A 21,341-nucleotide genomic window follows, 5' to 3' on the forward strand; every position below is an offset into this window, starting at 1 on the left:
ACTTTCGGCGGTCTCCTCCCCCGCCGAACCTCTGCGCCCTCCCTGACGCAGACCAAAACCCAGCCGGACGACCTCCGCCGGCTGGGTTTTTTGATGCCCGCTCCGCGGCGCGGATCACACCCTGACCGCCAGTTCGTGGAAATCCTCCGTTCCGAAGAATTTCAGGTAGCGCTCCACCTCGGAGGGCTCGCCGGTTGCCTTGCGCGGATTGTCGGAAAGCTTGACCGCAGGGCGCCCATTGGCATCGGACACCTTGCAGACGACGGAGATCGGGTTGAGCCCGCTGACTTCGGTCGGCGCGCAGCCGGCAAAATCATTGGTCAGGTTGGTGCCCCAGCCGAAGCTCATGCGCACCCGACCTTCGAAGTGACGGTAGGTGTCGATGATCATGTCGACATCCAGGCCATCGGAGAAGATCAGGAGCTTTTCGGCGGGATCGCGGCCCTTCGATTTCCACCAGGCGATGATCTTCTCGCCGCCCTCGATCGGCGGGGCGCTGTCGGGGCGGAAACCGGTCCAGTCGGCCACCCAATCCGGCGCATTGCGCAGGAAGGCCGCCGTGCCGAAGGCATCGGGCAGAACGATCAGCAGGTTGCCGCCGTAAAGCCGGTTCCAGTCCTGCAGCACCTTGTAGGGCGCCTGGGCCAGGTCTTCGTCGGTCTTCGCAAGAGCGGCGGCCACCATCGGCAGTTCATGGGCATTGGTGCCGAGCGCCTCGAGGTCGGTATCCATGGCCAGGAGGACATTGCTGGTGCCGGTGAAGGACTGGCCGATGCCTTCCTTCAGCGCCTCCACACACCAGCGCTGCCAGAGGAAGGAATGGCGCCGCCGGGTGCCGAAGTCGGAGATGCGCAATTCCGGATATTGGCGCAGCTGCTCCACCTTGGTCCACATCTTGGCCTTGGCGCGCGCATAGAGCACATCGAGTGCGAAGGGCCCCATGCCCTTCATGGCGGTGCGCGAGCGAAGCTCGTTGACGATGGCAAGCGCTGGGATTTCCCACATGCTCGTATGGGTCCACTTGCCGGGAAATGTCAGCTCATACTGTCCGTTGCGGCGCGAGAGCTCGTAGTCCGGCAGCTGGAACTCGGAAAGCCAGGCGAGGAAATCGGGGGAGAAGATCTGCTTCTTGCCGTAGAAGGTGTTACCGGCGAGCCAGATCATCTCCTTCTTGGTAAAGCGCACGGTGCGAACGTAATCAAGCTGTTCGCGCAGTTCCTGCTCGTCGATCTCTTCGGTCAGGAGAACGCTCTTGGTGCGGTTGATCAGCGAGAAGGTCGCATCCACGGTCGGATACATCTTCCAGATCATCTGCAGCATCAGAAGCTTGTAGAAATCCGTATCGAGCAGGCTGCGCACGATCGGGTCGAGCTTCCACGCATTGTCGTAGACCCGGCGCGCAATATCGGTCTTGGTCATGCCTCTCTCCCTGGCCTGGCGGCCGCCGCCACCCTTGCAACGCAACGCGATCGTTCGTCTGCTCCGTTCCGTATGTCATGACATGGGCCCGCGCCGCCTGCAACGCGTTCGCCGCGACAAACATCAAGCTTTATCACATAAAAATATCACAAAATCTCATGATCGATGTTGCGTTAATCTCAGCCAACCGTTACATAAGTGGACAGGAGGAGCGGAGATGCGTCCGGACGAGCGGCGGCAGGCGATCATGGATATCCTGATGGATCAGGGCTCGGCGTCCGTGGAGGATCTGGCTGCGCGCTTTACGGTCAGCAAGATGACCGTGCATCGCGATCTCGACGAGCTTGAGCAGGCCGGTCTCTTGCGCAAGGTGCATGGCGGTGCCTCGATCCAGTCGAGCCCGCAATTCGAAAGCGATTTCCGCTATCGCGAGAAGATCGCGGTCGAGGAGAAGCGGCGCCTGGCGGCACGGGCAGCCCAGCTGGTCGAGCCGGGACAGATCATCTTCATCGATGACGGGTCGACGGCCGGTGGCCTTGCCGAACACCTGAAGGACATTCGTCCGCTGACGGTGATCACCAACAATCTGGGCGTGATTGCCCGGCTGGCACCGATCGCCGGCATCGACGTCATCGCGCTCGGCGGCCAGTACAGCCGCAAGTTCAACGGCTTCTTCGGCATCCTGACGGAGGAGACGCTGGGTTCGCTGAAGGGCGACATCGCCTTTCTGTCGAGCTCCGCCATCCAGGGCGATGCCGCCTACCACCAGGACCAGGAGGTGGTGAAGACCAAGCGCCAGATGATGCGGGCTGCCGGTCGGAGCTATCTGATGGTGGACCACGCCAAGTTCGGCCGGTCCGCCCTGCATTTCTTGACCCGGCTCGACGCGTTCACCGCCGTCGTCACCGGGGCCGAGCTTGCCGCGGCCGACCGGGCCGCGCTGAAAACGGCCGGCATACCGGTCATCACTGTGGAAGAGGGAAGCCGTCAATGACGACGAAGACCGGGCTGTGGGTCGGCACGAGTTTCAAGATGAACAAGACGCTGGCCGAGGCGCTCGACTTCGCCGAGGCCCTGGCGACGGCGGACGCGGCGCGCGATCCGCGCATCCAGCGCTTCGTCATTCCACCCTTCACCGCCGTGCGCGAGGTCAAGGCGCGGCTGAAGGACACGAGCGTCAAGGTTGGCGCACAGAATATGCATTGGGACGATGCCGGCGCCTGGACGGGCGAGATTTCTGCCCCAATGCTGACCGATGCCGGGCTCGATCTCGTCGAACTCGGCCACAGCGAACGGCGCGAGCATTTCGGCGAGACCGACGAGACGGTCGGCCGGAAGGTGGAAAGCGCAGTGCGCCATGGCCTGACGCCGCTGATCTGCATCGGCGAGACGCTGGCCGAGCGCGAGGCAGGACAAGCGGACGCCGTGCTGAAGCGGCAGGTGGAAGGCGCCCTCGGCCGCCTGGAAGGCGAGGCCAAGACGCGGCCGGTCCTGCTGGCTTACGAACCCGTCTGGGCGATCGGCGTCAACGGCATTCCGGCTTCGGCCGACTATGCCGACGACCGCCATGCCCGGATTGCCGAAACCGCGCGCGCCTGCGTCGGCGTCGACGTTCCGGTTCTCTATGGCGGCAGCGTCAATCCCGGCAATTGCGTCGAGCTGATCACCAAGCCGCATATTGACGGCCTGTTCATCGGCCGTTCGGCCTGGGCGGCCCCCGGCTATCTCGACATCCTCGCCCGCGTCGCCGCGGCCGTCTGACATCATCACCAACCAAGAACAGTCAACCAGGGAGAAAGCCCATGAAAATCGCCATCGGAGCCGACAGCGCCGGCAAGCCGCTTCTCGACGTCATCGCCAAGCATCTGGCCACCAAGGAAGGCCTGGAGGTCACCGACCTCAGCCAGCAGGGCTTCTATGCGGATCTTTCGCAGGGGCTTGCCCAGTCGATCGTCAAGGGCGAGCACGAGCGCGGCATCCTGTTCTGCGGCACCGGCATCGGCGTGTCGATCTCGGCCAACAAGGTGCCGGGCATCCGCGCCGCGCTGACGCATGACACCTATTCCGCCGAGCGGGCTGCCAAGTCCAACAACGCCCAGATCATCACCATGGGTGCGCGCGTCATCGGGCCGGAGCTTGCCAAGGCGATCGTCGACACCTGGCTTTCCTCCGAGTTCGATCCGAACGGCGCCTCGGCCGACAATGTCAAGGCGATCGATCGCCTCGACGAAGGCAAGTAAGCCGAGACAGAAATCCCCGCGGATGCGTTGATCCTCCCTCCGCATCGCGGTCCAGGGCGCCCGGCAGAAATGCCGGGCGTTCCTGTTTTTCAGGCACCGCACCCGTTCAGTCGAACCCGAACGGCTCCACGAGCAAGACTTCGACAGGACAGGCGGAGCAAGTTCCTACGTCCGCAGCAGCCGCAGCGCGTTCATCGTCACCAGCACGGTCGCCCCGGTATCGGCGAGGATCGCCGGCCAGAGCCCGGTGACGCCGATCAGGGTCGTCACGAGAAACACCGCCTTCAGGCCGAGCGCGACCGCGATGTTTTGCCGGATATTGACCATGGTCCGCCGCGAGAGGTCGACCAAGGCCGGGACATCGGCAATTCGCGCCTGAAGAAGCGCGGCATCGGCCGTTTCCAACGCCACGTCGGCACCGCCACCCATCGCAATGCCGATATCGGCGGCGGCAAGGGCCGGCGCGTCGTTGATGCCGTCGCCAACCTTGGCGACCGTCAGCCCCTCTGCCTTCAGCGCCGAGACGATACGCTGCTTGTCCGCAGGCAGAAGTTCGGCCTTGACCTCGATGCCGAGATCGGCGCCGACGGCGGTTGCCACGCGGGCCGTGTCGCCTGTCAGCATCACCGTTCGGATCCCGCGCGCCTTGAGCGCCGAAACAGCGGCACGCGCATCCGGCCGCGGGTCGTCGCGCATGGCGAGCGCGCCGAACAGCCGGCCATCGACCGACAGAATGGAAACCGTTTTGCCGGATTCATTCAAGGCGGCGATCTGGGATTCGATCTCGGGAGACAGCGGCGTTTCGGCGGCGATGGCCTTGGGTGAAGCAAGGATGAGCGCCTTGCCTTCGACAATGCCCCGCACCCCCTTGCCGCCGAGTGCGGTGCCCCCGTCCACCGGCGGCGGCGTCACGCCTGCCTCCTTTGCCCGCGCCAGGATTGCGGCGGCAAGCGGGTGGCTGGAGCCAGTTTCAAGCGCGGCGGAGAGCCGCAGGATCTCCGCCTCCGGCGCCCCGAACGACAGAATATCGGTCACGACCGGGCGACCGGCGGTCAATGTGCCGGTCTTGTCGAAGGCGATCAGATCGACCTTGGCAAGCGTTTCCAGCACAGCGCCGCCCTTGACCAGCAACCCTCGCCGCGCCCCAGCCGACAGCGCCGAGGCAATGGCCGCCGGCACGGAAATCACAAGCGCGCAGGGGCAGCCGATCAGCAGGATGGCAAGCCCCTTGTAGATCCACGCGTCCCAGGCGCCCTCCATCAGCAGCGGCGGCAGCACGGCGGTGAGGAGTGCGACAAGAACCACGCCCGGCGTGTAGATCCGCGAGAAGCGATCGATGAAACGCTCCGTCGGGGCCTTGGCCTCCTGCGCCTCCTCGACCAGCCGGACGATGCGGGCGATCATGTTGTCGGACGCGGTCGCGGTGACGCGCAGGCGCAGCGTTCCCTCGCCGTTCACCGTGCCGGCAAAGACGGCCGCGCCGATGCCTTTCGTCACCGGCACGCTTTCGCCCGTCATCGAGGCCTCGTTGATCTGGCTCTCGCCGCTGACGATTTCTCCGTCGGCCGCCAGGCTGTCACCGGGACGGACGAGAATGGTTTGCCCCGCCAGCAGCGTTTCTGCCGGCACGCTGCGGGTTTGACCATCGACCTCCAGCAGCGCGGTCTTGGGCACCAGCGCCGAAAGCGCCTCGATGCCCCGCCGGGCGCGCAACGCCGCGACGCCTTCCAGCAATTCGCCGACCAGGAAGAGAAACACGACCGCCGCCGCCTCTTCGCCGGCATCGATCACCACGGCGCCGATGGCGGCAATCGTCATCAGCATCTCGATCGAGAACGGCGTGCCTGCCCGCGCCGCGGCGAGCGCCCGCAGCGCGATCGGAACGAGCCCGACCATCAGCGCCGCCAGGAAGAAGAGCGACCCGGCGCCCGGAAAGACATGGCCGAGGCCATAGGCGAGAAGAAGCGCCGCCCCCGCCCCGATCGTCAGCCGCCCCTTGCGCGATCGCCACCAGGGTCCTGCTTCGAGACCGTGATCATGGCCGTGAAGGCCGCCGCCGGGCGTGCCATGGTGGTGATCATGGGTCCCTTTCGCTTCGCTCTCACCATCCTGGACAGAAAGGCCTCCTTCGCTGGAGCCGTGCCCCGCACAGCAGGCAGCCGGTGCGTCGACAGGGGCTTCGGAGATTGTTCTCAAGCGCGGCGCCGGCGTGAGGCCGTAGCCAAGGCCCTTCACCGTGCGCTCTACCCCTGCGCTGTCCATTACATCGTCGTGGCGGATCACCAGGGTGCCGGCGGTGGGCGAGACGGAGACATCCGTGACACCCTCGATCCGGCGAACGGCCCTGTCGATCTTCGCGGCACAGCCGGCACAGTCCATGCCGCTGACGCGGTATCGGCTTTCCAATGGCGGGATCATGGGCTCTGCTCCTTCACTCTGCTTCGCCCAGAGCCCTAGGACCTCGAGCGACTAGAGGTGCAAGCAGAAATTTATCCTGCGTGACGGATCGGAGGACAGTCTCCCTGCGTAATGCGGTAGGAGGCAAGACAAGGAGACCGGATGGACCCGCTCGAACACGCTCCGCTGATCCTGACCGCCCGGATGGAACCGGCGGCGCAAGAGCGCTTCACCGCGCTGCGCACGGCGCATTTCCCGCCCTCGCGCAATTACCTTTCAGCGCATATCACCCTGTTTCATGCCTTGCCGGGGGATGAGTTGGAAACGGTACAGGCGATCCTGGCGCAGGAGGCTGCGGAGCAGGCGCCGTTGGAAGCGCGCGTCGAGGGCATTCGTTCTCTCGGCCGCGGCGTGGCCTATGCCCTGTCCTGCCCTTCGCTGCAGCAGAGCCATGCCCGGCTGGCCGCCGCCTTTTCGCCTTGGCTGAGCGGCCAGGATCGACAAGGCTTCCGGCCGCATATCACGGTGCAGAACAAGGTGGAGACCCAGACAGCACGGGCCCTGGAGGCTGAACTGCGCGCCGCGCCGCTGCCCCCGCCCTTTGCGATCGAAGGCCTGGAACTCTGGCGCTATCGGGGCGGACCCTGGGAGGCGGTGTCTCAATTTCCCTTCGCAAGACCAGCGGCCTGACGGGCGGGTTCGATCAGAGGCTGCTGCGCTCGGCAAGCGCCTCGGCGCCGTCCTTGCGGTCGAGATAGCGGCGCATCATTTCCAGCTGCACCTCGGCCTGGAAGTCCATGACCTGGACATGGATTTCCTGCTCGTCGCAGCCAAGCGCCCGCAGGTCCTCGGCAATCGTCCGGCAGGCCGCGCGCCAGTGAAGGACGGCCGCTTCGCCGTGAACGCCTTCCAGCTCGGCGGCAGCCTGGCGGATGGCGGCGCGGCGACCTGCAAACGGAAAGGCGACGATCGTTTCCGCATGGGGTGCCGTCATGGTGCGCGCTCCTGTGGTGGTTGCGAATCTCAAACTGTCTGCCTTGATCTACGGAGAATTTGGTTAATGCTTGGTATCCGGCATGACAGGCGCGTGATTGACGCAGTTTGATCAGCCGAAGATTGCGCCACGCTGGGACGATGCACCGTCCTTTCCTGACCAATGTTCTTAGTCGGAAAAGCCGAAGGGCGCTTCGGTGCGGCGGTAGTGATCGGGAAGGATCTGGCGGCCGATCGGCGGTTGCGACCGGGCCGTACACTGCTCGCGCTGACAGAGCCGGCAGGTGATGCCGATCGGCGTCGGGACAACCGGCTGCTGGGGGGAGTGATAGACGAGCCGCTCCGCCTGGCTGCCTTCGCAGACCAGCGCCACCGCCCGCTCGACACGCGCTACCCCAAAGGCACCCCCACCCGAACGGACTGTACGGGCGATGGAGAAGAAGCGCTGCCCGTCGGGCAACTCCAGCCACTGGGTGACGAGCTGGCGCGGGGTGGAGAACACCTGATGCAGGCTCCAGAGCGGGCATCCGCCGCCGTGGCGGGCGAAGGGGAAGCCGGCGCTGTCCAGCCGCTTCGAGACATTGCCGGCCATATCCACCCGGATGAAGAAGAACGGGATCCGCTCCTGCCCCGGCTTCTGCAGCGTGGTCAGCCGGTGCGCCGTCTGTTCGAAACTGGTCGAGAACTGCCGGGACAGCGCCTCGATATCGTAGCGCCGCGCGTCCACCGCGCGGGCAAAGGCGGTGTAGGGCATCAGGACCGCAGCTGCGAAGAAGCCGGCCAGCGCCCGATGCGCCAGCCGCCGGCTGCTCTCGGAGTTCAGCGCCGCGTCCCGCACCAAGCGATCGATCTCCTCGTCCATCTCGAGATAGGCGATCTGCTGGGCGAGCTGGAAGGTCTGGCTTGCGCCGTCGAGCGTTTCCTCCAGCAACACCTCGCGGCGGTGCCGGTCGAGCCGGCGCTTCGAGCCGACCATGACGGAGGCCGGCAGGCGCCGGACGCGCAGCGCATGGCGGCTGTCCAGATAGGCCACCAGCCCACCCGCTTCCGCCACGACGCCGGCAAGCCGCTCGGCGGCGCTGTCGAGCGCGGGGAAGCAATTGTGCCGGGCGGCAAGGAAGCTGCGCACCGCCGCCACCGGATCGCCCGGGTCCTCCCCCGCCCCTTCGGCCGCCGCCTGGCGCCGATCGGCCAGCGCGAACTGGCCTTCCTTGTAGGCCGTGTGCAGGCGAAGAAGCGCCTCTCCGAAGCCGGGAAAGCTGGTCAGCACATCGGCAGCTTCGAGCGGCGCAATATCGATATCGGCAAAGAGCGGGTCCTTGAGTGCCGTCTGAAGCCGGGCGACGAGATCCGGCAGGCTGTCATCGGCCAGGCTTGCCATGTCCAGCTTGTAGGTGCGGGCCAGCCGCAGCAGGATCTCCGCCGTCACCGGCCGCTGGTTGCCCTCCATCAAGGCAATATAGGAGGGCGAGACCTCGAGGTCGGAGGCCATGTTTGCCTGGGTGAGGCCCAGATCCTTGCGCAGCCGGCGAAGCCGCGGCCCGAGATAGACGCCCTGCTTGTCCATACAGCTATTTACAGCATTACAGCGCGAGCTTGTAAAGTTTGACAGGATGACAGCGAACCCTCTGTCGCGAGACCGCCCGCTCCGCCTAGCCTCTCTTCAGACGCAGACAGGACGAAGAGGAGATCGCCATGTCCTACACCGCCGCCCTTCGAGAGGCCGAGCAGCTGATTGCCCGCTCCAGCAGCTGGACCGGGATGACCGCCGAGGCCGTGGCCCGCATGCGGCTGCAGAACCGCTTTCCGACCGGCCTCGACATCGCCCGCTACACCGCGCCGATCATGCGGCGGGACATGGCGGCCTATGACCGCGATCCGGCGCTCTACACCCAGTCGCTCGGCTGCTGGCACGGCTTCATCGCCCAGCAGAAGGTCATTTCGATCAAGAAGCATTTCGGCACGACGGAGCGGCGCTATCTCTACCTTTCGGGCTGGATGGTCGCAGCACTCCGCTCGCAGTTCGGTCCCCTGCCCGATCAGTCGATGCATGAGAAGACCAGCGTTCCGGCTCTGGTCGCCGAGCTCTACACCTTCCTGCGCCAGGCCGATGCCCGCGAGCTCGGCGCGTTGTTTCGCGAGATCGACGCGGCGCGGGCGGCCGGGGATCTGGCGCGCGAACGCCAGCTGATCCATGCGGTCGATACGCATCAGACCCATGTCGTGCCGATCATCGCCGATATCGACGCCGGCTTCGGCAATGCCGAAGCCACCTATCTTCTCGCAAAGAAGATGATCGAGGCCGGCGCCTGCGCGTTGCAGATCGAAAACCAGGTTTCCGACGAAAAGCAGTGCGGCCACCAGGACGGCAAGGTCACGATCCCGCATGAGGAGTTCATCGCCAAGATCCGCGCCTGCCGCTACGCCTTTCTGGAGCTCGGCATCGATGACGGCATCATCGTCGCCCGCACCGATTCGCTCGGCGCCGGCCTGACGAAGCAGATCGCCTACAGCGCAACGCCCGGCGATATCGGCGACCAGTACAACAGCTTCCTGGATTGCGAGGACATGACCGGCCGGCCGGTCGAGAGCGGCGAGGTGCTGATCACGCAAGGCGGGCGGCTGATGCGGCCGAGGCGGCTGCGCTCCAACCTCTTCCAGTTCCGCGAAGGCACGGGGGCCGATCGCTGCGTGCTCGACTGCATCCACGCGCTCGACAACGGCGCCGACCTGCTGTGGATCGAAACGGAGAAGCCGCATATCGCCCAGATCGCCGGCATGATGGACCGGATCCGCGCGGTGCGGCCGGAGGCGAAGCTCGTCTACAACAACTCGCCCTCCTTCAACTGGACGCTCAACTTCCGCCAGCAGGTCTTCGACGTCTGGCAGGCGGAGGGACGCGACCTTACGGGCATCAACCGGGCGCAGCTGATGAGCGAGCAGTATGACGAGACCCCGCTCGGTCGCGAGGCGGATGACCGCATCCGTGCCTTCCAGCGCGAGGCCTCGGCCCGGGCCGGCATCTTCCACCACCTGATCACCCTGCCGACCTACCATACGGCAGCGCTCTCCACCGACAGGCTGGCCAGGGACTATTTCGGCGCGGAAGGCATGCTCGGCTATGTCGCGCAGGTGCAGAAGACCGAGATCCGCCAGGGCATCGCCTGCGTCAAGCACCAGGCCATGGCCGGCTCCGATATCGGCGACGACCACAAGGATTACTTCGCCGGCGAAGCCGCACTGAAGGCCGGCGGCGCGCACAACACCATGAACCAGTTCGCTGCCTGACGCGTGGCGAACCATCCCTATCACGCCCGGCGTCGCCGCTGGCCGCCGCACACTTCGAGGAGAGAACCCATGTCGGACCCGATGCAGATCACCCACACCGCCCAGCCGGAGCGCTCGCGCGCCGTCTTTTCCCAGCAGGATTTCGAGCTGATCCGCGTCGCGGTCGCCCATTACCTGCAGGTCGTCAAGGACACGCCGGACTCGATCAAATATTCGAACTTCTACCACCGGCTCGGCCGTATTTCCTGACCTTCACACTAAAGCAGGAGCGGCGCGCTTTCATCGGGCGCGCCGTTTGCCGTTCTCGGTCAGGCCTCTTCCTTGAGCGTAATCCTCTGCCCGCCGGAGCGGGCCATGGCATGGATGATCCGCTCGATCTCCAGCCCCGCCGCAAAGTCCGGTCCGGCATTCGGTCCGCCGGCAATGGCGGCCAGCAGGTCGCGCGCCTCGATCACCTTCTGCTCGTTGAACCCGAAATTATGGCCCGGCGCCGGGCAGAAGGCCGCGAAATCCGGCTGGTCCGGCCCGGTGAGATGGCGCACGAAGCCCGCCTCGCCGGCACGGTGGACGAGGAGTTCGTTCATGTTTTCCTGGTCGAAGAGGATGGTGCCCTCCGCGCCATGCAGCTCCCAATGCAGCCGGCACTTCCGGCCGCGGGCGACGCGCGAGGTGGCAAACGAGCCCTGTGCGCCGGAGGCGAAGGTGAGCAGCGCCAGCGCGCTGTCCTCGTTCTCGACCGGCCGCATCCCCTCCGGCGAGGGCCGCGCCGGCACGGCGATCTGGGTCTGGGCCGTGAGCGCCTGGACAGGCCCCATCAGCGCCAACATCTGGCTGACGAGATGGCAGCCGAGATCGCCGAGCGCACCGAGCCCGCCCTGCCGGTGCGTCATCCGCCAGGACCAGGGGAGCGCCGGATCGGCCGAATAATCCTCGTCATAGACGCCGCGAAAGGCCAGCAGCCGGCCGATCGCGCCCTGGCGCACCATGTCGCGTGCGGCCTGGAAGGCAGGGCTGCGGAGATAGTTATAGCCGAGCATGGTCATCTGGCCGGGGCGGGCGGCCGCCATCGCCGCCATGGCGTGCGCATCCTCAAGCGTCAGTGCCATCGGCTTTTCGAGCCACACATGCTTGCCGGCGGCCAGCGCCGCTTCCGCCATCGGCCGGTGGAGGCCATTGGGTGCGGTGATCGAAACGACATCCACCCGCGGATCTTCGACCGCCTCCTCCCACCGGGCCGTCGCGCGGGCAAAGCCGAACTGGTGGGCAAACCGAACGGCGCTTTCCGCCGTCACGTCCGCCAGGATTTCCAGACGCGGATGCGCCCCGCCGAAGACGGCGGCGACGTTGCGCCAGGCCAGCGCATGGCACTTGCCCATGAACCCGGTGCCGATCAGCGCCACGCCCAGCGCACGATCCGGCAGCGCCCGTTCCGGCACACTTGTCGGCGTTCCATCCAAGCCCTCATCCGCCATCGTCAGCCTCCCCGCTGTTTGATGGGCGAAACTTACCTCCTGCCCAACGGATCGGCCATCCCGTGTCGGACGTTCGGCGCAGGATGGCCGATCCCGCTGGCCTTGCGGGATGGGCCGTGCTAGAACGATCCTGATCGGCGTGTGCTGCGTGCGCCTTGGGCTTCCCCCTGAACCGACGGAGATTGTGCAACCGCTCACCACGGAAGGATGATCCTGTGTCGACATCTCAGAATTACAGCGGCGGCTTTCTCCGCCGCTTCATCGCCCACGAAGCCGCAGCCGGCCTGGTGCTGATGGGCGCGGCGGCGCTCGCGCTCGTCGTCGCCAATTCGCCGCTTTTCGAAGCCTACGACCATGCGCTCCACCAGAAGATCGCCGGGCTGAGCCTGCTTCACTGGATCAACGACGCGCTGATGGCGGTGTTCTTCCTGCTGGTCGGGCTGGAGATCAAGCGCGAGGTGGTGGACGGCCAGCTTGCGCGCTGGGACCAGCGGGTTCTCCCAGGTCTGGCTGCGCTCGGCGGCATGGCCGCGCCAGCGCTCTTCTATGTCCTCTTCAACCTTGGCGGACCCGACACGCTGCGTGGCTGGGCCATTCCGGCGGCAACCGACATTGCCTTCGCGCTCGGCGTCCTCTCGCTGCTCGGGCCCCGCGTGCCGGCCTCTCTCAAGGTGTTCCTGGCCGCGCTCGCCATCATCGACGATCTCGGCGCCGTCGTCATCATCGCCCTGTTCTATACCGCCGGTCTCGACCTCTGGGCGTTGGGGGGCGCGGGTGTCGTCATCGTGCTCCTCGTCGCGCTCAACCGGGCCGGCGTCATGCGGCTTGCGCCCTATCTGGTGCTCGGCGCCGTGCTCTGGTTTCTGGTGCTGCGCTCCGGCGTCCATGCCACACTTGCCGGCGTCATCCTGGCGCTGACCATTCCGCTCGAAATCCGCAAGCCAGGCCTTTCGCCGCTGTTTCGGCTGGAACATGCGATCCAGCCCTGGGTCGCCTTCCTGATCGTGCCGATCTTCGGCTTCGCCAATGCCGGCGTCTCCTTCGCCGGATTCTCGCTCGCTTCCCTGCTCGATCCGGTGCCCCTCGGCATTGCCGCCGGCCTTTTCCTCGGCAAGCAGCTGGGCGTCTTCGGCATGCTGGTTCTGGTGGTGCGCAGCGGCTGGGCGCAGCTGCCGGCGAAGGCCTCCTGGCGCCAGGCCTATGGCGTGTCCCTGCTCTGCGGCATCGGCTTCACCATGAGCCTGTTCATCGGCCTGCTCGCCTTCCCGAATTCCGTCCATCTCCAGGACGAGGTCAAGCTCGGTGTCATCATGGGCTCCGTACTGTCCGGCCTCGCCGGCGCCGCGGTGCTGCTGCGCGCGCGCTGAGGTCGCGCTACTCGAAGAGCTTGCGCTGCGCCGGTTCCGCCTTCGCCGCCTTTTCAGGCGGCGGGGGCAGCACGCCGCGGCGGCGCAGCTCCGTGCTGGCGGAGAAGCGGATGTCGATATCCCGTTCGGTCAGGAAGGCTTCGAGAACCGGCGTGCTCAGCACCTCCCAGCTCTTGCCGCGCTCCGGACCGGCGGGCACGCGCGGCAGGAGCCCCGGCTCCAGGCTCCAGGCCAGCAAGGTGTCGAGCGAAGCGACCGCCAGCATGTCGCGCAGATGATGGGCGGTCACATAGGCATCCGGCAGGGCCCGATGGGCAGGCAGGCCGGTTTCATGGTCGAGCCCCGCAGGCTTGCGCAGGTAGCGCAGCATCTGGTTGGAGAAGCGGGGCAGCTCCGGCCAGATCCGCAAGGCGCATTTCCAGGTGCAGATCCAGGGCGTGCCGCCGGTCAGCCGCGGCGTGCAATAGCGCTGCTCGAAAGCGGCGCGATGGGCGGCGAGTGCGACGACGCCGCCCTCCGGCCGGAGGATTTCCGGCGCCAGATCCCGCCAGAAGGGTGCGCCGGCAACATCCTCGTCGCGGATGTGGTGGATTGCCATCGTATCGACCCCGATCGGCCGCCCCGGATTGACGAAACGCGCGCCGCGCGACGGCGTGACCTGCCACGCTCCGTCCTCCCCCCGGACCACATCCTGCCAGCCGATTTCGCAGACATCGTTTGCGCCGTTGCCGGCGGTTTCCAGATCAATGACGCGAAGGCAGGGTGACGGCATGAGGGGCAAGGTCCGCGGATGAGCTGCAGCCGGGCGGCTGCAAGGAGCAAACGCGTGAGGCCGCGGTTTCGTTCTGCGCGCGCCTGCGGCTTATTCCGCAGCCTCGGCCGGTGTCTCGAACAGCCCTGTCGGCAAGCCATCGAGGCTCTTCTGGTTCTTCTCGCGCCAGTAGGCCTCGATACCATCCTCGCCCTTGGCACGCGCCCAGGCATCCATCTGCGGCCGCTCCTCGCGATAGTCGAACAGCGGTACCCCGTAGCCGCAGGAGGTCTGCACCAGATCGAAGTCGAGATGCACCATCTGCCGCGCGCCGAGCGGCGCCTGCCCGTCAAACAGCGAGGCCAGCCTTTCGGCGAACTCCGCGCTGTCGCGATGGATGACCCGGCCGCGCCCATAGAGCCGCATGATCAGCGGCGGCCCGTCCACGGCGCAGAACATGATGGTCAGCCGGCCATCGGCCTTCATATGCGCGGCGGTTTCGTTGCTGCTTCCGGTGCGGTCGAGATAGAGAACGGCGGTATCGCTGACCACGCGCAGCATGTCGGTGCTGCGCGGCGAAACATTCACATGGCCAGTGGCCGCCGCCGATGCCGTGAAGAAAATGTGCTGCTTGGCAATGAAGCTGTGGTGTTGCGCCTCGAGGCGAGGAAACTGCTTGGCCATGATCGACTCAATCTTTCTGCCCCGGAAGAATCCCGGAACTGCTACTCCTTCTAGCAGCTTGCTGCTCCGGCATCGAGAGGCGACGCTCGGTTGCGAACTGCGCGCGACCGTGCGTTCTGCCTGGCCAGCCCTTGCAAACTGAACGAGAGATCGAGCAGATCGCGCAGGTTTCCGCCTTCATCCTGTCGCGCGGGCTTGGCAGGATGCGCGACACCTCACGACAGCAAGGATGATCGCATGGCATCGGTGACCCTGATCGGCGCACCCATCGAAGAAGGCTCCGGACGGCGGGGCTGCAGCATGGGACCGACGGCGCTGCGCATCGCCGGTATCGACCGCGTGCTGGAAAGCCTCGGCTTCACCGTCCACGACACGGGCGACCTCAGACCCGAACCGGCAGTGGAGTTTTCCGCCGAGGCAGCGTTGAAGCACCTGCCGGTCGTTGCCGCCTACACGCGCGCGCTCGATGCGGCGACCTATGCAGCGGCGCAGTCCGGCAGCGTGCCGATCATTTTGGGCGGCGACCACGCGCTGTCCATGGGCAGCGTCTCGGGCATGGCCCGCCATGCGGAAGCGGCCGGGCGTCCGCTTTTCGTGCTCTGGCTCGATGCCCACGCCGATTTCAACACCCCGGCCACCACCCCCTCCGGCAATATGCATGGCATGCCGGTCGCCTTTTTCTGCGGCCAGCCCGGCTTTCCCGCAATCCTGCCCGAAGACCGGCCCAAGGTGGCGCCGACCCGCGTCTACCAGATCGGCATCCGCTCGGTCGACGAGGCGGAGCGGCGCGAGATCGCCACACACGGCGTCCGGGTCTACGATATGCGCGCGCTGGACGAGAACGGAGCGGCCGCCACGGTGCGCGAGGTCCTTTCGGCGGTCGAGGCGGAGAACGGCCTCCTGCATGTCTCCTTCGATCTTGATTTCCTCGATCCCGACATCGGCCCCGGTGTCGGCACGACCGTGCCGGGCGGCGCCACCTTCCGCGAGGCGCATCTGATCATGGAAATGCTCTGCGACAGCGGGTGCGTGGCCTCGCTCGACATCGTCGAGCTCAATCCCTTCCTCGACGATCGCGGCCGCAGCGCCCGGGTTCTCGTGGAACTCGCCGCCAGCCTCTTTGGCCGCCGCATCCTGGATCGCCCCACCCGCAGTGCGTAAGGCGGGAGCCTTCAGGAAAAGCTCTTTTAACGTTTCTCTGCTTATGTTCTGGCAGGACGCGACAAAGGGGACGGACCGACATGAGCACCGCACTGAAGATGGCCGGCTTCGACGGCGAAACACTGGAGATCATCGCTTTTCGGCTGCATGATCAGGAATTCTGCGTGAAGACGACCACGATCCGCGAAATCCGCGGCTGGGCGCCCTCCACGCCGATCCCACATTCGCCGCCGGAAGTCATCGGTGTCATGAACCTGCGCGGCACGGTGATCCCGATCATCGATCTCGCCCACAAGCTCGGCATGAAATCGACCGTCGCCAATGAGCGCAGCGCCATCGTCGTGGCCGAGGTCCATTCCATGGTCGTCGGTCTGGTCGTCGATCGGGTGTCCGATATCCTGACCGTCCAGGGCAGCCAGGTGCAGCCGGTGCCGGAGGTGACGACCTCCTTCGACAAGGCCTATGCGGAGGGCATCATTGCCAATGAGAACGGCATGATCTGCTTCCTCAACCTGGCTCGGATGTTCAAGGAACGCGATATCGACGATCTCGCTGCCTGATCGGCTCCGTCCGGAGATTTTTCACTTCGGACAGGTGCCGGACGGCTGGCCGACACAGCTTTGACATCAGACATGCCTTATACAACGAACGCGCCACCCCGGCGCGTTTTGTTGTTGAGGGCGTGGCGTTGATGCGCAAGCGATGGAAAGTGCCTCTTCTGGCGCTGGCAACCGTTATGGTGGCCGGCGGGATCTATCTGGCCGAGCTCCAGGAAACGGGCAATTTCCACGAAGTGATCCCCGGCGAGCTCTATCGCTCCGCGCAGCCGACTGCCGAGGAGATCCGCGACTATGCGGCGCGCTACGGCATTCGCACCGTGTTGAACCTGCGGGGAGCGGACAACTCCGCCTGGTACAAGGCGGAGACCGAAGCCGCGGCCGCGGAAAAGATCGAGCACATCGACTTTCGCCTGTCGCCCACCAAGCGCGTGACACCGGACACGATGCGCAGGCTCGTGGCGCTGATGAAGGCGGCGCCGAAGCCGATCCTGATCCACTGCCGCTCGGGCTCGGACCGCACCGGCCTTGCCAGCGTGCTCTACCTCCATGAGGTCGCCGGCGTGGACGAAGAGACCGCCGAAAAGCAGCTCTCCATCTATTATGGCCACTTCTCGATCCCCTTCCTCTCGCAGGCCTATGCCATGGACGAAAGCTGGGAAGATCTGGAGCAGCTCCTCGGCATGAAGAGCTGACCTCCCTGTTCTTGGCAAGGGTGACCGATGATCCCGCCCCTTACGGAGATTGCGGCACCGGCTGGCTTGGCGGCGTCTGGCCTTTGAGCCGCATCGCATAGCTGTCGAGGATGCGCTTGACGAGCGCCGGATAATCCTCGTCGAAATGATGCCCGCCTTCGATCGGCACGATCTCGATGCCGGTTCCCTTGAGCGTCGGGCAGACATCGTCTTCCTCGTCGGTGCCGTAGATGCATTGGACGAGCTTCGGATCGATCGACTTCAAATCATCGGCCGGGCTGCCCGATCCGCTGTTCTGCTGCGCGCCGATCCAGCCGAGCACGGAGATCTGGTAATCGACCTGATTGGAGACGGCGAGCAGCGAGAGCTGCGCGATGCGGTCGCGATCGGCCTTCGGCAGCAGGGTATAGGTGCGCGGCAGCACATCGGCCCCGAAGGAATAGCCGATCAGAAGCACCTTCTTGGCATTCCAGCGTTTCGAATAGACATCGATGATCCGAGACAGATCGGTAGCCACCTGCTGCGGCGTCTTCTCGGTCCAGAAGTAGCGCAGGGAGTCGAGCCCCGCGACGGGAATGCCCTGCTTGACGAGCTCGTCGCCGACCTCCTTGTCGATATCGCGCCAGCCGCCATCGCCGGAGAGAACGACCGCCATCGTATCCGAAGGCTTGGGCGCCTCGAGCACCGTCAGCGGCAGGCCGAGCGGATTGCTGTCGGCCTCGCTGTTCGATACCCGGTCCGACAGCGCGTCGGAAAACGCCGCCCACACATCGCTGCCGGCCTCCTCGACATCGATATCCTGATGCGTCTCGACAAGCGCATCGACATGCGCCTTCGCCTCGGCGCTGGCCGCATCGCTGAAGAGAACGGTGACCGGATCCGGCAGCGGTCCGTCGGTCAGGCCATAGATCATCCGGTCGCCGACCGTGCGCTTGTCGGCGGGGGTGCAGAGCTCCTTCAGAAGCGCGATCCCCTCTTCCGGATCGGCGGCGATGGTGGCGCCGATGGTGGCCGGCGGCGTCTGGGCCGCGATGGCAAGCGCCAGCGCGCCCCCCGCCCCCACGCCCGCCACCACCGGCAGGTCATAGGCAGACTTATCGAGCGAGCGCTGCACTTGCTGGCTGAGCGCCTCGATGTCGGAGACCATGTAGACGCAGTCGCCGTCATCCTTGGAGAGTGCGGCGAGGTAGCGGGGCAGATCGATGCCGATCACCAGCGACCCTTCGCCGGTCAAACGGCTGGCGACCCCCTCTTCCTTGTCCGACCAGCCGGCCGCATCGGAGATCAGCACGACGGCCGCCTTGACCTCGCCTTGCGGCTTCAGGATCCGGGGCGTCGGGATCATGCCGGTATCATACCGTGCGGCATCCTGTGCCTGTGCAGGCGCGGCCGAGATGAACGGGGCAAACGGAACGGCAAGGGCAGCCAAAAGCGTCAGAAGAGTCGTCCGTTTCATTTGCGCACCAGTCCTTTCATGCCGCCGCCGATCAGCAGGGTGGCATCCATCAACGAGATCACCGGATTGAGCCCGCTGCCGGCCGCCATATAGCGCGGCTCCCAGCGGGGATGGAACTTGGCCTTGAAGGCCTTGAGACCCTTGAAATTGTAGAAGCGCTCGCCGTGCTCGTAGACCGTGCGGCCCACCCTGTCCCAGACCGGGGAGGAGCGGCGCTCGGAAAGGCCCGCCAGCGGCGCCATGCCGAGATTGAACCGCTTGAACCCCTGGTCGCGCAGATGCTCCATCAGCGAAACGAAGAGAACATCCATCGAGCCCTTGGGCGCATCCGGGGCGAAACGCATGAGGTCGACCGAGCCTTCCTCCTTCGTCTGCGTCACCAGCACATTGGCGAAGGCGACGATGCGACCTTCGACGCGCAGGACGCCGACGGGCTGGCGCAGCATGTAATCGGGGGAGAAGAAGCCGAGGGAGAACCCCTTTTCCTTGGCCTCGTGATGCGCGAGCCAGCCATCCGAGACCTGTTGCAGCTCGTCGAGAATGGCTGGAACGCCCTCGGGTTCGATCAGCTCGAACACCAGGCCATCGCGCAGGCCGCGGCTCTGCGTCTGGCGGAGCGTCGCCCATTTGCCGCCCTTCAGCGTGAACTGTTCGAGGTCGATGCTGGCGATCTCGCCCAGGCGAAAGGCGCGCAAGCCGGCATCGGCATAGAAGGACAGGCCGGCCGGCGACACCTGGTAGAAGACCGGACGGCAGCCGGCGGCGCGCGCGCTTTCGACGAAGCGCCAGATCAGCTCGGCCCAGGCCTCGCGCGGGCCGACCGGATCGAACAGAGCGATCCAGGACCGACCCTGGCGGCCATACATAATGAAGGCATCGCCCTCATCGGAGAACATCAGGCTCTTGTCGCCCATCTTGACCAGATTGGCATCCGAAAGGCCTTGGCGTGCGACGATGGCCATGGCCCGGTCCATGTCGGCCGCCGTCGGCGCCGCGATCGCGCCACGCGCAGGCCGCATCAAGCTCCAGGTGGAAAAGGCGCCGGCGAAGATGACGAGACCCAGAACGGCACGCAACCCGCGCGGCGCTTCCGCCGAAAACTCGAACTGCCACCAGAGATCATGGCTGTATTCCACATCGCGGTAGACGAAGAGCAGGACGGCGAGCGCAAAGAGGCAGAGAGCGCCCATGGCCGAGAGCCACGGCACCGTCAGGGCGGCGCTGGTCATCGTGGCCGGCCGGTTGAACATGCGCCGGCTGACAAGCAGGCTGACGATGAAGAAGCCGAGCAGGCTCGCCTCGACGAGGGCCACCGCCTTGGCGAGCGATAGCACGAGGGCGGCGAGCGAAAGGGCGAGCGCGGCCCACCACGCTCCATCCAGCCGCTGCGCAAGCCCGCGGGCAACGATGATCAGCACGAGGCCGAGCAGGCTCGCCAGGAAATGCGAGCCTTCGATGACGGGCAGCGGCAGGCGGGCGGAGAGCGAGGCGAGATTTTCGTCCGGGGTCGGCGTCACGCTCGAAAAGACAAGCATGGCGGCGAGCATCAGCGCGAAGGCGGAGAGAAGCAGGGGCGTCAGCCGCCCCGCGACGCGCCGCAGACTGGACCCGACCGGGCGATGCATGAGACTGCGGACTTCCGCGCCGACGACGAAGACGACCGCCAGGGCCAGCGGCAACACGTTGTAGATCAGGCGATACAGCACGAGCGCGCCCAGCACCTCGTCCACATTGGCCGTGTGGCCAAGGGCGGCGACGATCACCGTTTCGAAGACGCCGAGGCCGCCCGGCACATGGCTGATGACACCCAGCGCCACCGCAATCGAGAAGACGGCGAGGAAGGCCGGCCAGCCGATCGTGTCCGTCGGCAGCAGCACGAAGAGCACCGAGGCGGAGGCTGCGAGATCAAGGACCGAGACCAGGAATTGCCGCGAGCTGGTGCGCGAATCCGGCAGGCGCAGCGAGAGCGGCCCGAAGGAGAGAACCCGCCCATCCCGGCCGGCCACCATCAACGCCACCAGCCCGGTGAGCACGAGCACCGAGAGACCCCGCAGAGCCGGCGCCGAAAGGCCGGTCAGTGGCGCCACCTCCGGTGCGATCGCCAGAATGCTCAGCGCACCGAGTGCCGCAAGCCCGAGCGTGAAGGACAGGGTGGTGAAGGCAATGATGCCGCCGATTTCCTCCGGCCGCAGCCCGAGGCGCGAATAGGCCCGGTAGCGGATGGCCCCGCCGCTCAAAGGCCCGAACCCGGCCATGTTGCCGACCGCATAAGCGGCAAAGGCGGTCAGCGCCACATCGGCATAGGGAAGCTTGCGCCGCACATAGCTGAGCGCGCCCACATCGTAAAAGGTCAGCGCCAGGAAGCTGAGCGCAGTGAAGGCGACGGCAAGCAGGATCGAGGTGAAGGGCGTGGCCGCAAGCCCGGCCACCACATCGTCATAGCGCACTTCAGAGGTCAGCCGCACGATGGCGACCACGACGATGGCCGCGATCAGCAGGACGGCGCCCCCGGCCAGATAGCGGCTGTAGCGGCCGAAACGGTCGACGAGCGACATCGCGCCGGCTTCATCTTCAGCCGACGGAGAAGGGAGGGTGTCTTGGTTCATGGAAGCACGCACAAGTTCGTGATCGGAAGCTGCTCTATCGTCCCGCGCCCCAACCCTGTCCAGTGAACTTCCTGTAACCTTTGACAGCGCTCCCTGAAGAACTGTTTTAGCGAAGCCGCCTTTCAAGCTGCGCCCGAACCGCAGCCACAATTTTTTCGATGATCGGGCTGGAGGTGTAGGCTAAAGCCACATGGAGCAGCGCGCCATGAACCGGCAGGGGTCGGATCGAGCATGTCCAGCCGAAGTGCAATCGCT

19 protein-coding genes are annotated in these 21,341 nt (G+C 65.8%); 10 read left to right on the forward strand and 9 right to left on the reverse strand.

Going from position 1 to position 21,341, the window contains the following annotated elements; translation table 11 throughout:
• Nucleotides 1-114: 114 nt before the first annotated feature.
• The gene (gene pncB / locus U8330_RS17185) at nt 115-1,419 is read right to left on the reverse strand and encodes a nicotinate phosphoribosyltransferase (protein WP_323106457.1); all 1,305 of its coding nucleotides are present in this window, start codon (nt 1,417-1,419) and stop codon (nt 115-117) included.
• 217 nt (nt 1,420-1,636) lie between these two features.
• Between pncB and U8330_RS17190 the strand changes: the two genes are divergently transcribed.
• The 3 genes from U8330_RS17190 to U8330_RS17200 are packed head-to-tail and all read left to right on the forward strand — an operon-like array spanning nt 1,637 to nt 3,659.
• Nucleotides 1,637-2,413 (forward strand): DeoR/GlpR family DNA-binding transcription regulator, encoded by a 777-nt coding sequence (locus U8330_RS17190; RefSeq protein ID WP_323106458.1) that lies wholly within the window; start codon nt 1,637-1,639, stop codon nt 2,411-2,413.
• A complete protein-coding gene (locus U8330_RS17195) occupies nt 2,410-3,180 on the forward strand; it encodes a triose-phosphate isomerase (protein ID WP_323106459.1) in 771 nt (256 codons plus the stop codon). Before U8330_RS17190 ends, U8330_RS17195 begins: the two co-directional genes overlap by 4 nt.
• Nucleotides 3,181-3,221: 41 nt before the next feature.
• Nucleotides 3,222-3,659 carry an RpiB/LacA/LacB family sugar-phosphate isomerase gene (locus U8330_RS17200; RefSeq protein WP_323106460.1) on the forward strand — a complete coding sequence of 146 codons (438 nt, stop codon included), beginning with the start codon at nt 3,222-3,224 and terminating at the stop codon, nt 3,657-3,659.
• Between the two features lie 165 nt (nt 3,660-3,824).
• Here U8330_RS17200 and U8330_RS17205 read toward each other — a convergent pair whose 3' ends face one another.
• Nucleotides 3,825-6,077 carry a heavy metal translocating P-type ATPase gene (locus tag U8330_RS17205; protein WP_323106461.1) on the reverse strand — a complete coding sequence of 751 codons (2,253 nt, stop codon included), beginning with the start codon at nt 6,075-6,077 and terminating at the stop codon, nt 3,825-3,827.
• A gap of 141 nt (nt 6,078-6,218) precedes the next feature.
• Between U8330_RS17205 and U8330_RS17210 the strand changes: the two genes are divergently transcribed.
• Nucleotides 6,219-6,746, forward strand: a complete 528-nt coding sequence (locus tag U8330_RS17210) for a 2'-5' RNA ligase family protein (RefSeq protein ID WP_323106462.1) — start codon at nt 6,219-6,221, stop codon at nt 6,744-6,746.
• Nucleotides 6,747-6,759: 13 nt separating this feature from the next.
• On the opposite strand, the gene U8330_RS17215 is transcribed toward U8330_RS17210, so the two are convergent.
• Together U8330_RS17215 and U8330_RS17220 are read right to left on the reverse strand one after the other, a co-directional pair.
• Complete coding sequence (locus U8330_RS17215; protein WP_323106463.1) at nt 6,760-7,050, reverse strand: DUF6074 family protein; 291 nt, start codon at nt 7,048-7,050, stop codon at nt 6,760-6,762.
• Between the two features lie 168 nt (nt 7,051-7,218).
• On the reverse strand, nt 7,219-8,616 hold the full coding sequence (locus tag U8330_RS17220; protein WP_323106464.1) for a helix-turn-helix domain-containing protein: 1,398 nt from the start codon (nt 8,614-8,616) through the stop codon (nt 7,219-7,221).
• Nucleotides 8,617-8,744: 128 nt separating this feature from the next.
• Between U8330_RS17220 and U8330_RS17225 the strand changes: the two genes are divergently transcribed.
• Nucleotides 8,745-10,337: an isocitrate lyase gene (locus tag U8330_RS17225; RefSeq protein ID WP_323106465.1), complete on the forward strand. Its 1,593-nt coding sequence runs from the start codon at nt 8,745-8,747 to the stop codon at nt 10,335-10,337.
• Between the two features lie 69 nt (nt 10,338-10,406).
• Nucleotides 10,407-10,586 (forward strand): hypothetical protein, encoded by a 180-nt coding sequence (locus U8330_RS17230; RefSeq protein ID WP_323106466.1) that lies wholly within the window; start codon nt 10,407-10,409, stop codon nt 10,584-10,586.
• A 59-nt stretch (nt 10,587-10,645) separates the two neighbouring features.
• On the opposite strand, the gene U8330_RS17235 is transcribed toward U8330_RS17230, so the two are convergent.
• Nucleotides 10,646-11,809: a Gfo/Idh/MocA family oxidoreductase gene (locus U8330_RS17235; RefSeq protein WP_323106467.1), complete on the reverse strand. Its 1,164-nt coding sequence runs from the start codon at nt 11,807-11,809 to the stop codon at nt 10,646-10,648.
• A gap of 215 nt (nt 11,810-12,024) precedes the next feature.
• On the opposite strand from U8330_RS17235, the gene nhaA reads away from it, so the two are divergent.
• Complete coding sequence (nhaA, locus tag U8330_RS17240; protein ID WP_323106468.1) at nt 12,025-13,176, forward strand: Na+/H+ antiporter NhaA; 1,152 nt, start codon at nt 12,025-12,027, stop codon at nt 13,174-13,176.
• 7 nt (nt 13,177-13,183) lie between these two features.
• Here the strand turns inward: nhaA and U8330_RS17245 are convergent, their stop codons facing one another.
• Nucleotides 13,184-13,948, reverse strand: a complete 765-nt coding sequence (locus U8330_RS17245; RefSeq protein ID WP_323106469.1) for an exonuclease domain-containing protein — start codon at nt 13,946-13,948, stop codon at nt 13,184-13,186.
• A 90-nt stretch (nt 13,949-14,038) separates the two neighbouring features.
• Nucleotides 14,039-14,611, reverse strand: a complete 573-nt coding sequence (locus tag U8330_RS17250; protein WP_323106470.1) for a pyridoxamine 5'-phosphate oxidase family protein — start codon at nt 14,609-14,611, stop codon at nt 14,039-14,041.
• A gap of 237 nt (nt 14,612-14,848) precedes the next feature.
• Between U8330_RS17250 and rocF the strand changes: the two genes are divergently transcribed.
• From rocF to U8330_RS17265, 3 genes are all read left to right on the forward strand, one after another.
• Nucleotides 14,849-15,772 carry an arginase gene (rocF, locus tag U8330_RS17255; RefSeq protein ID WP_323106471.1) on the forward strand — a complete coding sequence of 308 codons (924 nt, stop codon included), beginning with the start codon at nt 14,849-14,851 and terminating at the stop codon, nt 15,770-15,772.
• An 80-nt stretch (nt 15,773-15,852) separates the two neighbouring features.
• Nucleotides 15,853-16,332, forward strand: coding sequence for a chemotaxis protein CheW (locus U8330_RS17260; protein WP_323106472.1), 480 nt, complete (start codon nt 15,853-15,855; stop codon nt 16,330-16,332).
• Between the two features lie 131 nt (nt 16,333-16,463).
• The gene (locus U8330_RS17265; protein ID WP_323106473.1) at nt 16,464-17,024 is read left to right on the forward strand and encodes a dual specificity protein phosphatase family protein; all 561 of its coding nucleotides are present in this window, start codon (nt 16,464-16,466) and stop codon (nt 17,022-17,024) included.
• Nucleotides 17,025-17,064: 40 nt separating this feature from the next.
• Here the strand turns inward: U8330_RS17265 and U8330_RS17270 are convergent, their stop codons facing one another.
• Nucleotides 17,065-18,480 (reverse strand): virulence factor family protein, encoded by a 1,416-nt coding sequence (locus tag U8330_RS17270; RefSeq protein WP_323106474.1) that lies wholly within the window; start codon nt 18,478-18,480, stop codon nt 17,065-17,067.
• Nucleotides 18,477-21,086 carry a bifunctional lysylphosphatidylglycerol flippase/synthetase MprF gene (mprF, locus tag U8330_RS17275; RefSeq protein ID WP_416236874.1) on the reverse strand — a complete coding sequence of 870 codons (2,610 nt, stop codon included), beginning with the start codon at nt 21,084-21,086 and terminating at the stop codon, nt 18,477-18,479. The genes U8330_RS17270 and mprF overlap by 4 nt, the downstream gene beginning before the upstream one ends.
• Nucleotides 21,087-21,341: the final 255 nt, after the last annotated feature.

Origin of the sequence: Rhizobium sp. CC-YZS058, assembly GCF_034720595.1 — a bacterium.
Lineage (GTDB): Bacteria > Pseudomonadota > Alphaproteobacteria > Rhizobiales > Rhizobiaceae > Ferranicluibacter.

What these genes read in the sequence shown, in the direction of transcription:
- pncB (WP_323106457.1), bottom strand. Translation starts at nt 1,419, where the DNA reads ATGACCAAGACCGATATTGCGCGCCGGGTCTACGACAATGCGTGGAAG.
- U8330_RS17190 (WP_323106458.1), top strand. Translation starts at nt 1,637, where the DNA reads ATGCGTCCGGACGAGCGGCGGCAGGCGATCATGGATATCCTGATGGAT.
- U8330_RS17195 (WP_323106459.1), top strand. Translation starts at nt 2,410, where the DNA reads ATGACGACGAAGACCGGGCTGTGGGTCGGCACGAGTTTCAAGATGAAC.
- U8330_RS17200 (WP_323106460.1), top strand. Translation starts at nt 3,222, where the DNA reads ATGAAAATCGCCATCGGAGCCGACAGCGCCGGCAAGCCGCTTCTCGAC.
- U8330_RS17205 (WP_323106461.1), bottom strand. Translation starts at nt 6,077, where the DNA reads ATGATCCCGCCATTGGAAAGCCGATACCGCGTCAGCGGCATGGACTGT.
- U8330_RS17210 (WP_323106462.1), top strand. Translation starts at nt 6,219, where the DNA reads ATGGACCCGCTCGAACACGCTCCGCTGATCCTGACCGCCCGGATGGAA.
- U8330_RS17215 (WP_323106463.1), bottom strand. Translation starts at nt 7,050, where the DNA reads ATGACGGCACCCCATGCGGAAACGATCGTCGCCTTTCCGTTTGCAGGT.
- U8330_RS17220 (WP_323106464.1), bottom strand. Translation starts at nt 8,616, where the DNA reads ATGGACAAGCAGGGCGTCTATCTCGGGCCGCGGCTTCGCCGGCTGCGC.
- U8330_RS17225 (WP_323106465.1), top strand. Translation starts at nt 8,745, where the DNA reads ATGTCCTACACCGCCGCCCTTCGAGAGGCCGAGCAGCTGATTGCCCGC.
- U8330_RS17230 (WP_323106466.1), top strand. Translation starts at nt 10,407, where the DNA reads ATGTCGGACCCGATGCAGATCACCCACACCGCCCAGCCGGAGCGCTCG.
- U8330_RS17235 (WP_323106467.1), bottom strand. Translation starts at nt 11,809, where the DNA reads ATGGCGGATGAGGGCTTGGATGGAACGCCGACAAGTGTGCCGGAACGG.
- U8330_RS17245 (WP_323106469.1), bottom strand. Translation starts at nt 13,948, where the DNA reads ATGCCGTCACCCTGCCTTCGCGTCATTGATCTGGAAACCGCCGGCAAC.
- U8330_RS17250 (WP_323106470.1), bottom strand. Translation starts at nt 14,611, where the DNA reads ATGGCCAAGCAGTTTCCTCGCCTCGAGGCGCAACACCACAGCTTCATT.
- rocF (WP_323106471.1), top strand. Translation starts at nt 14,849, where the DNA reads ATGGCATCGGTGACCCTGATCGGCGCACCCATCGAAGAAGGCTCCGGA.
- U8330_RS17260 (WP_323106472.1), top strand. Translation starts at nt 15,853, where the DNA reads ATGAGCACCGCACTGAAGATGGCCGGCTTCGACGGCGAAACACTGGAG.
- U8330_RS17265 (WP_323106473.1), top strand. Translation starts at nt 16,464, where the DNA reads ATGCGCAAGCGATGGAAAGTGCCTCTTCTGGCGCTGGCAACCGTTATG.
- U8330_RS17270 (WP_323106474.1), bottom strand. Translation starts at nt 18,480, where the DNA reads ATGAAACGGACGACTCTTCTGACGCTTTTGGCTGCCCTTGCCGTTCCG.
- mprF (WP_416236874.1), bottom strand. Translation starts at nt 21,086, where the DNA reads ATGAACCAAGACACCCTCCCTTCTCCGTCGGCTGAAGATGAAGCCGGC.